At 68.1% G+C, this 13,528-nt stretch carries 12 protein-coding genes; 3 read left to right on the top strand and 9 right to left on the bottom strand.

What is annotated here, in order from left to right:
• Positions 1 to 42 precede the first annotated feature (42 nt).
• Together pheT and pheS are read right to left on the bottom strand one after the other, a co-directional pair.
• A complete protein-coding gene (gene pheT / locus LDL21_RS28815; RefSeq protein WP_225282539.1) occupies positions 43 to 2,544 on the bottom strand; it encodes a phenylalanine--tRNA ligase subunit beta in 2,502 nt (833 codons plus the stop codon).
• Between the two features lie 15 nt (positions 2,545 to 2,559).
• A complete protein-coding gene (pheS, locus tag LDL21_RS28810) occupies positions 2,560 to 3,636 on the bottom strand; it encodes a phenylalanine--tRNA ligase subunit alpha (protein WP_181697710.1) in 1,077 nt (358 codons plus the stop codon).
• A 294-nt stretch (positions 3,637 to 3,930) separates the two neighbouring features.
• On the opposite strand from pheS, the gene LDL21_RS28805 reads away from it, so the two are divergent.
• Positions 3,931 to 4,110 carry a hypothetical protein gene (locus LDL21_RS28805; protein ID WP_157105158.1) on the top strand — a complete coding sequence of 60 codons (180 nt, stop codon included), beginning with the start codon at positions 3,931 to 3,933 and terminating at the stop codon, positions 4,108 to 4,110.
• A 48-nt stretch (positions 4,111 to 4,158) separates the two neighbouring features.
• Here the strand turns inward: LDL21_RS28805 and LDL21_RS28800 are convergent, their stop codons facing one another.
• Both LDL21_RS28800 and LDL21_RS28795 read right to left on the bottom strand, forming a co-directional pair.
• On the bottom strand, positions 4,159 to 4,728 hold the full coding sequence (locus LDL21_RS28800) for a Uma2 family endonuclease (protein ID WP_225282538.1): 570 nt from the start codon (positions 4,726 to 4,728) through the stop codon (positions 4,159 to 4,161).
• Between the two features lie 57 nt (positions 4,729 to 4,785).
• Entirely contained in the window at positions 4,786 to 6,219 is a 1,434-nt protein-coding gene (locus LDL21_RS28795) for an MFS transporter (protein ID WP_225282537.1), read from the bottom strand.
• Positions 6,220 to 6,320: 101 nt separating this feature from the next.
• Between LDL21_RS28795 and LDL21_RS28790 the strand changes: the two genes are divergently transcribed.
• Complete coding sequence (locus LDL21_RS28790; protein WP_181697707.1) at positions 6,321 to 6,896, top strand: TetR/AcrR family transcriptional regulator; 576 nt, start codon at positions 6,321 to 6,323, stop codon at positions 6,894 to 6,896.
• Between the two features lie 4 nt (positions 6,897 to 6,900).
• Here the strand turns inward: LDL21_RS28790 and LDL21_RS28785 are convergent, their stop codons facing one another.
• The 4 genes from LDL21_RS28785 to infC form a co-directional block, all read right to left on the bottom strand.
• The gene (locus tag LDL21_RS28785) at positions 6,901 to 7,698 is read right to left on the bottom strand and encodes a TrmH family RNA methyltransferase (RefSeq protein ID WP_067644845.1); all 798 of its coding nucleotides are present in this window, start codon (positions 7,696 to 7,698) and stop codon (positions 6,901 to 6,903) included.
• Between the two features lie 35 nt (positions 7,699 to 7,733).
• The gene (rplT, locus tag LDL21_RS28780) at positions 7,734 to 8,120 is read right to left on the bottom strand and encodes a 50S ribosomal protein L20 (protein WP_067498536.1); all 387 of its coding nucleotides are present in this window, start codon (positions 8,118 to 8,120) and stop codon (positions 7,734 to 7,736) included.
• 108 nt (positions 8,121 to 8,228) lie between these two features.
• Positions 8,229 to 8,426: a 50S ribosomal protein L35 gene (gene rpmI, locus LDL21_RS28775; RefSeq protein ID WP_067498539.1), complete on the bottom strand. Its 198-nt coding sequence runs from the start codon at positions 8,424 to 8,426 to the stop codon at positions 8,229 to 8,231.
• A gap of 31 nt (positions 8,427 to 8,457) precedes the next feature.
• On the bottom strand, positions 8,458 to 9,162 hold the full coding sequence (gene infC, locus LDL21_RS28770) for a translation initiation factor IF-3 (RefSeq protein ID WP_181697787.1): 705 nt from the start codon (positions 9,160 to 9,162) through the stop codon (positions 8,458 to 8,460).
• 331 nt (positions 9,163 to 9,493) lie between these two features.
• Here infC and LDL21_RS28765 point away from each other — a divergent pair, with 331 nt between their 5' ends.
• A complete protein-coding gene (locus tag LDL21_RS28765; RefSeq protein ID WP_067498543.1) occupies positions 9,494 to 9,835 on the top strand; it encodes a DUF1844 domain-containing protein in 342 nt (113 codons plus the stop codon).
• A 516-nt stretch (positions 9,836 to 10,351) separates the two neighbouring features.
• Here the strand turns inward: LDL21_RS28765 and uvrA are convergent.
• On the bottom strand, positions 10,352 to 13,318 hold the full coding sequence (gene uvrA / locus LDL21_RS28760; protein WP_225282536.1) for an excinuclease ABC subunit UvrA: 2,967 nt from the start codon (positions 13,316 to 13,318) through the stop codon (positions 10,352 to 10,354).
• Between the last annotated feature and the right edge of the window lie 210 nt (positions 13,319 to 13,528).

The following is a 13,528-nucleotide window of genomic DNA, read 5'->3' as shown; positions in this document are numbered from 1 at the left end:
GCCGCCCGGGAGAACCGGGCGGCCTCAGTCTCGGCTTGGGAATCAGGCGCGCAGTTCGGCGCCGACCGCGGCGGTGGCCGACGCGACGGCGGCATCGCGGGCGGCGCTCGCCTCGTCCTCGGTGAGGGTGCGGTCGGGTGCGCGGAAGCGCAGCGCGTAGGTGAGGGACTTGCGACCCTCTCCCGCCTGGGTGCCCTCGTAGACGTCGAACAGGGCGATGTCTTCGAGCAGGTCACCACCGCCGGTGCGCAGGGCCGTCTCCACCTGGGCGGCGGGCACGGCTTTCTCCACGCTGATCGACACGTCCTGCAGCACGGCAGGGAACGCCGAAACCGTTGGGGCAGGGCGGGATTCGACCAGCGGGAGCGCGTCGAGGTCGAGTTCCAGCGCGCAGGTGCGCGGAGGAAGACCGGCGCGTTCCAGCACGGCGGGGTGCAGTTCGCCCGCGTGACCGACGACCACGCCGTCCACCAGCAGTTCGGCGCAGCGGCCGGGATGCCACGGCAGGTAGGCCGCGGCGCGGCGCTCGATCACCACACCTGCGGCGTCGGCCACCTCGTCGACCAGTGCGAACGCGTCGGCGGCCTCGGCCGGACGACCCGGACCCCACGGTCCGCGCGGATCGCGCTTACCGCTGAGCACAGCCGCGACGTGCACCGGCTGGGCGGGCAGCGAGGCGTTCAGCTCGGCGATCTGCTCATCGGTGGGCCGACGATCGACCGGCAGCGCCTCGACCGCACGGGTCTGCTCGCCCGGCTGGACCACCTGGGCGATGCCGTAGATCGTGAGGTCACGGGCGCCGCGAGAGATGTTGCGGGCGGCCACTTCCAGCAGACCGGGCAGCAGCGTGGTCGCCAGCTCCGGACGCTCGGCATCCAGGGGGTTCAGCACGCGCGTGGTGTTGCGGCGCGGATCGTCAGCATCGAGACCCCACACATCGAACACCCCACCGGGCAGGAACACCGGCGCGGGGACTTCGACGGCACCGGCGAACGCCATCGCCCGGCTCACCGCGCGACGACGCTTCTGCTGCGCGGTCAGACCACGACCGGCTGGCGCCGACGGCAGCACCGACGGGATCTGCTCCAGCCCCTCCAGCCGCAGCACCTCTTCGACCAGGTCGGCGGGCTGGGACAGATCGGGACGCCAGCTCGGCGGAGTCACCAGCAGCTGGGTCTTGCCCGCGTCGTTGACCTCGATATCGACGTGCGCGCCGATCTGGGCCAGCCTGCGCACGGCGGTGCCCGCCGGGTAGGTGACGCCCGCGACACGGTCGGGCAGGTCGATGTCCATCGCGATCGGCGCCGCCGCGTCGAGGGGCACCCGGATGTCGGTGAGCGTGGATTCGATGGTGCCACCGGTGATTTCGGCGAGCAGGGTGGCGGCGCGATCGAGGGCGACGATATTGATCTCGGGATCGACGACCCGCTCGTAGCGCTTGGCGGCTTCCGACGACAGCTTGTGTCTGCGCGCGGTCCGGTAGACGCGCAACGGGTTCCAGGTGGCGGCCTCGAGGATCACGTCGGTGGTGTCGGCGCCGACCTCGGTGCTCGCCCCACCCATCACACCGGCGAGCGAGATGACGCCGGAGTCGTCGGCGATCACCACGTCCTCGGCGTCGAGGGTGCGCTCGGTGTCGTCGAGGGTGCGCAGGGTCTCGCCCTTGTGCGCGGAGCGAACGACCAAGCCGCCGTTGAGTTTCGCGGCGTCGAAGGCGTGCAGCGGCTGCCCCAGTTCGAGCATCACGTAGTTGGTGACGTCGACGGCCGGGGAGATCGGGCGCATGCCGGCCAGCATCAGCCTGCGCTGCAACCACAGCGGGCTCACCGCGTTCGGGTTCACCCCGGTGACGCGCCGGGCGCCGAAGCGGGTGCATTCGGAGTCGGCTTCCAGCCGCACCGGCCACGCCTCGGACTCGCCGTCGGGCAGCGTCCGCACGGCGGGGTCGGCGTATTCGAGGTCGAAACCGCAGGCCAGCTCGCGGGCGAGACCGCGCACCGAGAAGCAGTAGCCCCGGTCCGGGGTGATGTTGAGCTCGATGATCGTGTCGTCGGTGCCGAGCAGCACGTTGGCGTCGTCACCGGGATGCGCGGAACCCGGCTCGAGCACCAGGATGCCGTCGTGATCCTTGCCGATGCCCAGCTCGGCGACCGAACAGATCATGCCGTTGGAGGTGTGGCCGTAGGTCTTGCGGGAGGAGATCTTGAAACCGCCGGGCAGCTCACCACCCGGCAGCACGACGACAACCAGGTCGCCGACCGCGAAATTGCGGGCGCCACAGACGATTTCCTGCAACTCCGGGTTGCCGACATCGACCTTGCAGAAGCGGATCGGCTTCTTGAACTCGGTGAGTTCGGTGATCTCGGCGACGCGGCCGACGACCAGCGGCTTGTCGATGTCACCGCCGATCGGGGTGAGCTTGTCGACCTCTTCGACCTCGAGGCCGACCCGGACGAAGCCCGCGTCGAGTTCCTCGGCCGACACCGACCACTCGGGGGTGGTGCGCTGCAGGATCTCGGTCAGCCAGGACTGTGCTACTCGCACGTTTTCGCTCTCTCTCTACGACCGGATACCGAAGGGCAGGGTGAACCGCACGTCACCCTCGACGATGTCGCGCATGTCGGGAATCCCGTTGCGGAACTGCAGGGTTCGCTCCATGCCCATGCCGAACGCGAATCCGGAATACACCTCGGGATCGATGCCGCTGGCGATGAGGACCTTCGGGTTGACCATGCCGCAGCCGCCCCACTCGACCCAGCCCGCGCCGCCCTTCTTGTCCGGGAACCACACGTCGACCTCGGCCGAGGGTTCGGTGAAGGGGAAGTAGTTGGGGCGCATGCGGGTTCGGGTGTCGGGGCCGAACAGGGCGCGCGCGAAGGCGTCGAGGGTGCCACGCAGGTGGGCCATGGTCAGGCCCTTGTCGATGGCCAGACCCTCCACCTGGGAGAACACCGGGGTGTGGGTGGCGTCGAGCTCGTCGGTACGGAAGGTCCGACCGGGGCACACGACGTAGATCGGCAGCTCACGTTCCAGCATCGAACGCACCTGCACCGGGGAGGTGTGGGTGCGCAGCACCTGGCGCGACCCCTCGGGGGCGATGTGGAAGGTGTCCTGCATGGTGCGCGCCGGGTGGTCGGGCAGGAAGTTCAGCGCGTCGAAGTTGAAGTGCTCGGTCTCGACCTCGGGCCCCTCGGCGACCTCCCAGCCCATGCCGACGAACACGTCGGCGATCTGCTCGGAGATGACCGTGATGGGATGCCGGGCACCGGCCGGGCGACGGCGAGCGGGCAGGGTGACGTCGATCTTCTCGGCCACCAGCACGGCCTGATCGCGCTCTTCCAGCAGCGCCGCGCGGCGCGCCTCGAAGGCATCGGAGACCCGCTTGCGCGCGATATTGACCCGCTTGCCCGCGTCGGCCTTCTCTTCCTTGGGCAGACGACCCAGCTCACGCTGCGCCAGCGCGATCGGCGACTTGCCGCCGATGTAGTCGGTTTTGGCGACCGCGAGCGCGTCCAGATCGGCCGCCGCGGCGAACGCCTTCTCGGCCTCCGCCGCCGCTGCCGCGAGTGCCTCCTCGGTCAGTTCGGCGCCCTTCGGGCCTTCGCCCTGCTCGACTCCGCTGTTGTCGTCGGCCACGATTGTTCGACTCTCCCCTGGGGATCGGTTCACGGGTGCGTCATTGCCTACCCGTATCGGTGCTGCATAAATCCTATGGGATGGGGTTCGCTCGGTTCATCCGGATTACCGGGGGGCACCGCGGGGGCCTGCGTGGGGTCGCAATCAGGACCGACAAGTCCAGGTCAGACCGGTTTTCGGAGGGTTCTCACCAAGATCGACACCGAACCGCGATCCGAGGGAACCGAATCGTCCCCGGTTCCGTCCAACCGTTCAAACACATCCGCCGTGTTCGACGCGAGACAGGACGAACCGATGCCTGAACAGACCCGCGATTCCACCCCACCCCAGGGTCGGCGCACGCGACGCACCGCACCCGGCAGCGGCCTGGCACTGTGCGGCCTCGGCATCCGCCCCATCCGCCCCCGCCCGTTCCCGCGTGCGGGCGGACTGTGCCCCGAAGTCCACCCACAAACCCCACCCGACCAGGATTAGGCACAGCCCATCGCTCCTTGCTGCGATCGATGGTGCACGCGTGGGGCTCTATCCGTAGAGCGGCAGGCAGGCGGTGTCGACGGCTGTCGACAGCGGCTCGGGGAGGACGAGGGGGTCACCGAATGTCCCCTCGACCGGAGCGGGGTACACACCGGCGTCGGGATCGCGGTAGAGCGCCCAACGGCCGAACCGCGGGTCGACGACCAGGAGAGTGCGTACCCCTGCCGCGCCGTACCAGCCGTTCTTGCCGGTGATCTGGTGCGCTTTCTCCGACTTCGAGATCACCTCGACGGCGAGTTCCACGTCGGCGGGATCGGCGAGCCATTCGTCATCGGTGTCCCAGGAATCGGGCAGAACGACGAGGTCCGGTGTGCAGTAGTCGTCCGTATCGCCGGGCATCGCGATCGATGTCACCTCGTAGGCAGCGAGCCCTTCGGGCATGACCGATTCGAGCTGGTGACGCAGTCGACGGATCGTGCCCGCGTGCTTTCCACGCGGGGTCGGTGACATCACGAGCGCCCCTCCCAGAATCTCGACCTGCAGGCCCGTTGCGCGCTCGATCTCCTCGGCGACTTCGCGCAGGTTGCCGGGTCGGGGATGCATCGCGGGGACGGTCATGCGGTCGCTCCATTCGTGCGGACTGCCGACTCAACCATAACCCCCACCAGCGCCAGGTCAGGCAGTAGTTCTGGTGTGCCGGGGCAGGAAGGTGGCGATGATCGCGGCGGCGGCGACCAGGGCGGCGCCTACCCAGACTGCGGGGATCAGGCCGTCGACGTAGGACTGGGGGTCGGTGTAGGAGCCTGCGGTGGCGAAGACCGAGGCGAGGACCGCGATGCCCATGGCGACGCCGACCTCGCGGACGGTGCTGTTGATGCCTGAGGCCATGCCCTGGTCGGCGGGGGACGCGCTGGCCATGACGATGGTGGACGACGGCGCGAAGGTGAGGCCCATGCCGATGCCGCCGAGGACGAAGGGTGCGACGAAGGAGATGTAGGGGACGTCCGTGCTCGTGATCAGCGCCATCCAGGCCAGGGACACGGCAAGGCACACCTGGCCGGTGGCGATGAGGACGCGCGGGCCGACCCGGTCGACGACGAGTCCGGCCAGCGGAGCGACGACCATCGGAACCATCGTCCACGGCATCGTGCGGATACCGGATTCCAGCGGCGAATACCCCTGCACCACCTGGAAGAACTGCGCGAGCAGGAAGATGGCACCGAACACACCGGCGGAGAATCCGAACGACACGAGGTAGCTCAGGCTCAGGCCCCGGTTGGCGAACATGCGCAGCGGCAGCATCGGTTCGGCGGTGCGCTTCTCCCAGGCGACGAACGCGACCAGCAGCGCGATACCACCGACCAGGGCGGCGAGCACCTGCGGAGCGGTCCAGCCGTCCTCGGCGCCGTGGATCACGCCCCACACCAGCGCGAGCACGCCGACGGCGGACAGGACGAGACCGAGCAGGTCGAGTTTGCGTGCGGCACCGCGCGATTCGCTCAGCATGCGAGCCGCGAAGGGCAGCGCGAGCAGGCCGACGGGCACGTTGAGCCAGAAGATCCACTGCCAGTTCAGCCCCTCGACGACGGCACCGCCGACCACCGGCCCGACCGCGACACCGAGCCCGGCCAGGCCACCCCAGATCCCGATCGCGGCGCTGCGCATCCGCTCGGGCACCGCCGCGACGAGCAGCGTCAGCGACAACGGCATCACGGCCGCACCCCCGGCACCCTGGATCGCTCTGGCGAGGATGAGCATCCACGGCTCGGTGGCCAGCGCGCACGCAGCCGACGCGACGACGAACACGGCGATGCCCGCAAGGAAGACCCGGCGGCGGCCGATGCGGTCGCCGAGCGCCGAGGCGGTGAGCAGCAGCGCCGCGAACGACAGCGTGTAGGCGTTGACGAACCATTGCAGGTCCGAAAGCGACGCTCCCAGTTCGGTTTTGATCACCGGCAGGGCGTTGGTCACCACGAGGTTGTCCAACGTGACCATGAACATCGGGATGCCGACGGCGGCGATGACCGCACCGAGCGGCTTGGCCTTCGTACCGCCGGGCGACGGCGCGTCGGCGAGGACGGCATCGCCGGGATCGAGTGTCTGAGTCATGATCCACCCTTGTTGTAATCCACTGATAACTTGAATCCAATGGTTATGCATCGACTGATAACATGTCAAGAGGAATCCGCGTACCGACCGGAGGCGAATGCATGAGCGAGACGACGAGAACCCGGATGACCGCGGCCGAGCGCAGCGCCCAGGTCCTCGCCGCCGCCGTCGACGCCTTCGCCGAATCCGGGTACGCCGCAACGAAAACCGATGAGGTGGCCCGCCGCGCGGGGGTCTCCCAGCCGTACGTGATCCGGCTCTTCGGCACCAAACAGCACCTGTTCGTGGCGGTACTTCAGCACGTGTGCGCACGCATCGAGGACGTGTTCCGCAGCGCCGAGATCGCGCCCGACGCCGACACCGCCGAGGCGCTGCGCAGCCTCGGCACGAACTACGACGTATTTCTCTCCGAACGCCAGCTACCGCTGGTGCTGCTGCACGGCGTCGCCGCCAGCGCCGACCCGGAGATCGGCGATCACGTGCGCGAACACTTCGGCCGCATCTACCAGCTGATCGTCGACCGCACCGGCGCCGACACCCTGCACGCCCGCCGCTTCCTCGCCACCGGCATGCTGCTCACCATCATGACCGCGATGCAGGTGGCAGGCCCCGACGCCATCGAACTCCCCTGGTCGAGGGCCGTCCTCGACGAACTGCAATGCGCCGTGGAACTCTGAGGCCTTACTTCGCGTGCTGGACGCGGGCGTTGGCGTAGAGGCAGATCGCCGCTGCCGCAGCCAGATTCAGGCTTTCGGCGCGGCCGTGGATGGGGATGCGGATGCGATGGTCGGCGCGGGCGGCGACGGCGGGGTCGAGTCCGTGGGCCTCGTTGCCGAAGAGCCAGGCGACCGGCCCGGTGAGGATGTCGTCGGCGTCGTCGAGGTCGACCTCACCGTGAGCGGTGGTGGCCAGCAGCGTGATTCCGGCCGAGGACAGCGCGTCGAGGGTGGCGTCGATACTGCGGCTGCGCGCGATCGGGACGTGGAACAGGCTGCCCGCGCTGGCACGGACGCATTTGCCGTTGTGCGGGTCGACCGCGTCACCGGCGAGCACGACACCATCGGCACCGACGGCGTCGGCAACCCGGATGAGGGTGCCCGCGTTGCCGGGTTCGGCGATCTCCACGGGCACCGCGAGCATGCGCGGTGCACCGTCGAGGATCTGGCCGAGCGGCACATCGAGCTGCTCGCAGACGGCGACAAGGCCCGGCGCGGTGACGGTTTCGCCGAGGTGCTCGGCGGCGCGATCGCTCACCAGCGTGGTGCGCACACCGTCGGCGTCGGCACCGGCGATCAGCGCGACATCGCGCTTGGCCGCGGCGAGCGAGTAGAACAACTCACGCACGCGGCCGGTCTCCAGCGCGGCGGTGACGGCATTGGCGCCTTCGGCCAGGAAAAGGCCGGTCTTGCGACGGTGCGCGGCGCGTTGGAGCTTGACAGCCGAAACGACCCGTGGGTTGCGCTCGGAGAGCGCGTCCACGGGTCGTTCCGACAGATCGTTGTGCGTCGTCAAGCTCAGGCAGCCGAGGCCGGGGCGTTGACGTCGGCGGGCAGCGCGGCCTTGGCGACAGCGACGAGACCGGCGAAGGCCTCGGCGTCGGAGACGGCGAGCTCGGCGAGGATCTTGCGGTCCACCTCGACACCAGCGGCCTTGAGGCCCTGGATGAAGCGGTTGTAGGTGATGTCGTTCAGACGCGCGGCGGCGTTGATACGAGCGATCCACAGCTTGCGGAAGTCACCCTTGCGCGCCTTGCGGTCGCGGTAGGCGTAGGTCAGCGAGTGGAGCTGCTGTTCCTTGGCCTTGCGGTACAGGCGCGAACGCTGGCCCCGATAGCCCTTGGAGGCCTCGAGGATGGAACGGCGCTTCTTCTGAGCGTTGACAGCCCTTTTGACGCGTGCCACTTTTCAGTCCTTGATCATCTGGGGGGCGCGGCGGCGCCCGAATTCGGTAGTTGTCGGCGTCCGGTCATCCCGGCCGCGCAGTCGTCGGGGTGCGACGGTCTGCCTGGATCAGGCGAGACCGAGCAGCCGCTTCACGCGGGGGGCGTCGACGTCGGCAACGGACTCCGTGCCTTCCAGACGACGAGTCCGGCGGGAGGACTTGTGCTCCAGGAGGTGGCGACGGTTCGCCTGCTCGCGAAGCAGCTTGCCCCGGCCGGTCACCTTGAATCGCTTCTTGGCGCCGCTGTGGGTCTTGTTCTTCGGCATGGATTCCTCTATCTAGTCGGTGAAATCGGTGTTACTGCGGGTCGGCCTGCGCCTGCTCCGCGGGCGCGGCCTGCTCGGCGGCGGCCGGAGCGGTCGGCTGTGCCGGTGCCGGTGCGGTCGGCTCGGCCGGACGCGGGGCGGAGTCCTGCTGTGCCTTCACCCGCGTCTTCGCGCCCTTGTGCGGGGCGAGGACCATGGTCATGTTGCGACCGTCCTGCTTGGCCGAGGTCTCGACGAAACCCAGGTCGGCGACATCGGCAGCCAGACGCTGCAACAACCGGTAGCCCAGTTCGGGACGTGACTGCTCACGACCGCGGAACATGATGGTGACCTTGACCTTCGACCCAGCCTCGAGGAACCGCATCACGTGGCCCCGCTTGGTTGCATAGTCGTGATCATCGATCTTCGGGCGGAGCTTCTGCTCCTTGATCACGGTCTGGACCTGGTTCTTGCGGGACTCGCGCGCCTTCTGCGCGGTCTCGTACTTGAACTTGCCGTAGTCCATGATCTTGCACACCGGCGGACGGGCATCGGGTGCCACCTCGACCAGGTCGAGATCGGCTTCGAGCGCGACGCGAAGTGCATCTTCAACACGCACGATCCCAACCTGCTCGCCGCCGGGTCCGATGAGTCGAACCTCGGGAACTCGGATGCGATCGTTGATGCGGGTCTCAGTGCTGATGGGGCCTCCTAGGTCAAGCGGTGTCGTCTTAACGACCGCACGCAATAACTGCAACCCCTGATTCAACGCGAAAGCCCCGTTGCGGTATTTCTCCGCGACGGGGCCCGAGTCGACCGATCATCGGACATCACGCCCGAGGGCACGATGTCGACCCCCGCGCGAACAACACGCGAGGAACCCGCCACTAGAAGCGGGTGACCGGGACCGTTTGTCCAGTACGATTGCTCGTCGGCAACGGTGGGAGTCGGGCTCCACTTATCTGCCCCAGGACGTGCATGACACGACCAGGGGCGGTCGTCAGCAAAAAGTCTAGCATCGCATTCCGCTATCGCCGAATCGGCCCGGCGGCGGTGGCCCGCACGGGACTGGCGATAGCCTGGTGCCCATGACTGACGAGCTCGATCCCCCCGTGCGCGACCTGGCCGACATTCCCGCGGTCGAGGTGATCAGCCGGGCCGCCGTGATGCTGATGAGTTCGGCGGCGGAGAAGCTCGGCCTTGCCGAGGAGAACCCGAACACCGGCGCCAATGTCGACCTCGACGAGGCGCGCCGGGTCATCACCGCGCTGGCCGGCCTGGTCACCTCGTCGGTGGAGTACCTCGGGCCGCACGCCGGGCCGATCCGCGAGGGCCTGCAGGCGTTGCAGCGCGCCTTCCGTGAGGCGTCGTCGGTGCCGGACGCGCCGGGTGCGGGCCCGGGTGAGAAGTACACCGGCCCGGTGCACTGAGCCGTGAACGCGAAGATCCGCCGGCACCTACCTGGGTGCCGGCGGATCTTTTTACGTCGTGAGCGCCGCTCAGACCGTAGGGGTCGGAGTCGGCGGCTGACCGGGGGTGACCGAGACGGCCGAGCCGGAGGAGATCATGTTGGCGAGGGCGGTGAAGATTGCCGCGCTTCCGGTATCCATTGCTGGTGGTCCTTTCGGGGCTGCCGGGTCAGGCAGTCGGCGTCGGCGTCGTGGGCTCGTAGGCCAGCGAGGACCCGCCACTGAGGAAATTCAGAATCTGGCCGATGAGCGCCATCGTGGCTTCATCCATTGGGACGTTCCTTTCGTACTGCACGACATCCGCGACCGCGCTGCCCACGCCGCGCGTGACACCACTGGATGTCGATCGACAAACCGCTACTGACCGGTCTTCCGGCGACGGCGAGGCGAATGTTACCTATGGCCGTTTCACTTCGTAGGGTTTTCGGGAAGTCCCGGGCGGAACGGTAACCCGTTCCGCCCCGACGCACCTGCCGGTCAGCGCAATGCGGCCGCTTTCCTGGCCAGCCGCTTGGCCGTCGCCGTCTCGGCGGGCGCCTTCTTCGCCGCCGGTGCGGCCTTCTTCTTCGCCGCGGGCTTCTTCGGCGCCGGTGCCGCGAGGACTTCCTTCAGGAACTGACCGGTGTAGCTGTCGGCGACCTGGGCCACTTCCTCGGGAGTGCCCGTGGCGACCACCGTGCCGCCGCCGGAACCGCCTTCGGGGCCCATGTCGATGACCCAGTCGGAGGTCTTGATGACATCGAGGTTGTGCTCGATGACGATCACCGTGTTGCCCTTGTCGACCAGGCCGTTGATGACCTTGAGCAGCTTACGGATGTCCTCGAAGTGCAGACCGGTCGTCGGCTCGTCGAGGATGTACACCGTGCGACCGGTCGAGCGTTTCTGCAGCTCGGCGGCCAGCTTCACGCGCTGCGCCTCACCGCCGGACAGGGTCGGGGCACTCTGGCCCAGACGCACGTACCCGAGACCGACCTCGACGAGGGTTTTGAGGTACCGGTGGATCGAAGTAACCGGTTCGAAGAACTCGGCGGCCTCGTCGATCGGCATGTCGAGGACCTCGGCGATGGTCTTGCCCTTGTAGTGCACCTCGAGCGTCTCGCGGTTGTAGCGGGCGCCGTGGCACACCTCGCACGGGACGTACACGTCCGGCAGGAAGTTCATCTCGATCTTGAGCGTGCCGTCACCCGAGCACGCCTCGCACCGGCCGCCCTTGACATTGAAGGAGAAGCGGCCCGGCTGGTAACCGCGCACCTTGGCCTCGGTGGTCGAGGCGAACAGGGTGCGGATCTTGTCGAAGACACCGGTGTAGGTGGCCGGGTTCGAGCGCGGGGTGCGCCCGATCGGTGACTGGTCGACCTGCACCAGCTTGTCGAGCTGGTCGACGCCGTTGATCCTGGTGTGCCTGCCGGGCACCTGCCGGGCGCCGTTGAGCTTGTTCGCGAGCGTGGTGGCCAGGATGTCGTTGACCAGCGTCGACTTGCCGGAACCGGAGACGCCGGTGACCGAGGTGAGCACACCGAGGGGGAACGCCACATCGATGCCCTGCAGATTGTGCTCGGTGGCACCGACGACGGTGAGTTTGCGCTTCTTGTCCACCGCGCGGCGCACCAGCGGCAGCTCGATCTGCTCGCGGCCGGAAAGGTAAGCGCCGGTAAGTGATTCGGGCTCGGTGAGCAATTCCTGGTAGGGGCCCGAATGCACCACGCGACCGCCGTGCTCACCGGCGAGCGGACCGATGTCGACCACCCAGTCCGAGGCACGGATGGTGTCCTCGTCGTGTTCGACCACGATCAGGGTGTTGCCCAGCTTCTTGAGCCGCAGCAGGGTTTCGATGAGCCTGCGGTTGTCGCGCTGATGCAGACCGATCGACGGCTCGTCGAGCACGTAGAGCACGCCGACCAGGCCGGAACCGATCTGGGTGGCCAGCCGGATGCGCTGGGCCTCACCGCCCGACAGCGTCGCCGCCGCGCGCGAGAGCGTGAGGTACTCCAAGCCCACGTCGAGCAGGAAGCCGAGCCGGGCCTGGATCTCCTTGAGCACCTGGCCGGCGATCGCGGCCTCGCGCTCCCCCAGCGTCAGCGAGTTGAGGAAGTGCGCGCACTCCCCGATCGACAGGTCGCTGACCTCGGCGATCGACCTGTTCTTGCCGTCGGCGGCCAGGGTGACGGCCAGGATCTCCGGGCGCAGCCGGGCACCGTTGCACACCGGGCACGGCACATCGCGCATGTACCCGTCGTAGTGCTCCTTCATCTGCTCGGACTCGGTGTTGTCCATGCGCCGCTGCAGGAACGGCATCACGCCTTCGAAATCGGCGTAGTAAGAGCGTTTGCGTCCGTAGCGGTTGGTGTAGGAGACATGCACCTGATCGGAGCTGCCCTCGAGGACCGCTTTGCGCGCCTTCGCCGGAAGCTCACGCCACGGCGTGTCCATCGAGAAACCGATGGCCTCGGCCAGCCCCGACAACAGACGATTGAAGTATTCGGCCGTCTGACCACGCGACCACGGCGCGATCGCGCCCTCGGCCAGACTCAGATCCGGATCGGGGACGACCAGTTCGGGGTCGACCTCCTTGCGGATGCCGAGACCGGTGCAGTCGGGGCAGGCGCCGTAGGGCGAGTTGAAGGAGAACGAGCGCGGCTCGAGATCCTCGATATCGAGCGGGTGGCCGTTCGGGCAGGCCAGGCGCTCGGAGAAACGGCGTTCCCGGTCGTGCGCGTGTTCGTCGCGGTCGACGAAATCGAGCACGACGATGCCGTCGGCCAGGCGCAACGCGGTCTCGATCGAGTCGGTGAGCCGCTGCTTGGACGCGGCCTTCACCGACAGGCGGTCGACGACCACCTCGACGTCGTGCTTCTCCTGCTTCTTGAGCTTGGGCGGATCGGTGAGCGGATACACCACGCCGTCCACCCGCACACGCGAGTAGCCCTGGGTCTTGAGCTGGTCGAACAGGTCGACGAACTCACCCTTGCGAGTCCGCACCACCGGCGCGAGGACCTGGAACTTCAGGCCCTCGTCCATGGCGAGCACCTGGTCGACGATCTGCTGCGGGCTCTGCTTGGCGATCAGCTCGCCACAGACCGGGCAGTGCGGCGTGCCCGCGCGGGCATACAGCAGGCGCAGGTAGTCGTAGACCTCGGTGATCGTGCCGACCGTCGAACGCGGGTTGCGGTTGGTCGACTTCTGGTCGATCGACACCGCAGGCGAGAGGCCCTCGATGAAGTCCACGTCCGGCTTGTCCATCTGCCCGAGGAACTGACGCGCGTACGCCGACAGCGACTCGACATACCGTCGCTGTCCCTCGGCGAAGATCGTGTCGAACGCCAGACTCGACTTACCCGAACCGGACAGACCGGTGAACACGATCAGGCTGTCGCGCGGCAGATCGAGGTCCACACCTTTCAGGTTGTGTTCCCGAGCTCCGCGCACAGTGAGGCGTTCCGCCACCTGGTGAATCCCTTCTCCATCGTCATCCGCTCGCCGGACATGAACCCCCAGGAATCAATGCTAGGTGGACCCACCGACAAGAACGGCTGAGCTGTGTTTGTTGGAGCGCTGGCGCGCTCGAGCGCGGCCCCTGAGGGGCGGGGGGGGGGGGGGGGGGGGGGGGGGGGGGGGGGGGGGGGGGGGGGGGGCGCGGGGGGCGGGGGGGGGGGG

This window comes from Nocardia rosealba (genome assembly GCF_020216065.1).
GTDB lineage: Bacteria > Actinomycetota > Actinomycetes > Mycobacteriales > Mycobacteriaceae > Nocardia > Nocardia rosealba.
The sequence above is the reverse complement of the archived record's forward strand: the minus strand, read 5'-3'. Positions and strand labels throughout refer to the sequence as shown.

What these genes read in the sequence shown, in the direction of transcription:
- LDL21_RS28765 (WP_067498543.1), top strand. Translation starts at nt 9,494, where the DNA reads ATGACTGACGAGCTCGATCCCCCCGTGCGCGACCTGGCCGACATTCCC.
- LDL21_RS28800 (WP_225282538.1), bottom strand. Translation starts at nt 4,728, where the DNA reads ATGACCGTCCCCGCGATGCATCCCCGACCCGGCAACCTGCGCGAAGTC.
- LDL21_RS28790 (WP_181697707.1), top strand. Translation starts at nt 6,321, where the DNA reads ATGAGCGAGACGACGAGAACCCGGATGACCGCGGCCGAGCGCAGCGCC.
- rpmI (WP_067498539.1), bottom strand. Translation starts at nt 8,426, where the DNA reads ATGCCGAAGAACAAGACCCACAGCGGCGCCAAGAAGCGATTCAAGGTG.
- LDL21_RS28795 (WP_225282537.1), bottom strand. Translation starts at nt 6,219, where the DNA reads ATGACTCAGACACTCGATCCCGGCGATGCCGTCCTCGCCGACGCGCCG.
- LDL21_RS28805 (WP_157105158.1), top strand. Translation starts at nt 3,931, where the DNA reads ATGCCTGAACAGACCCGCGATTCCACCCCACCCCAGGGTCGGCGCACG.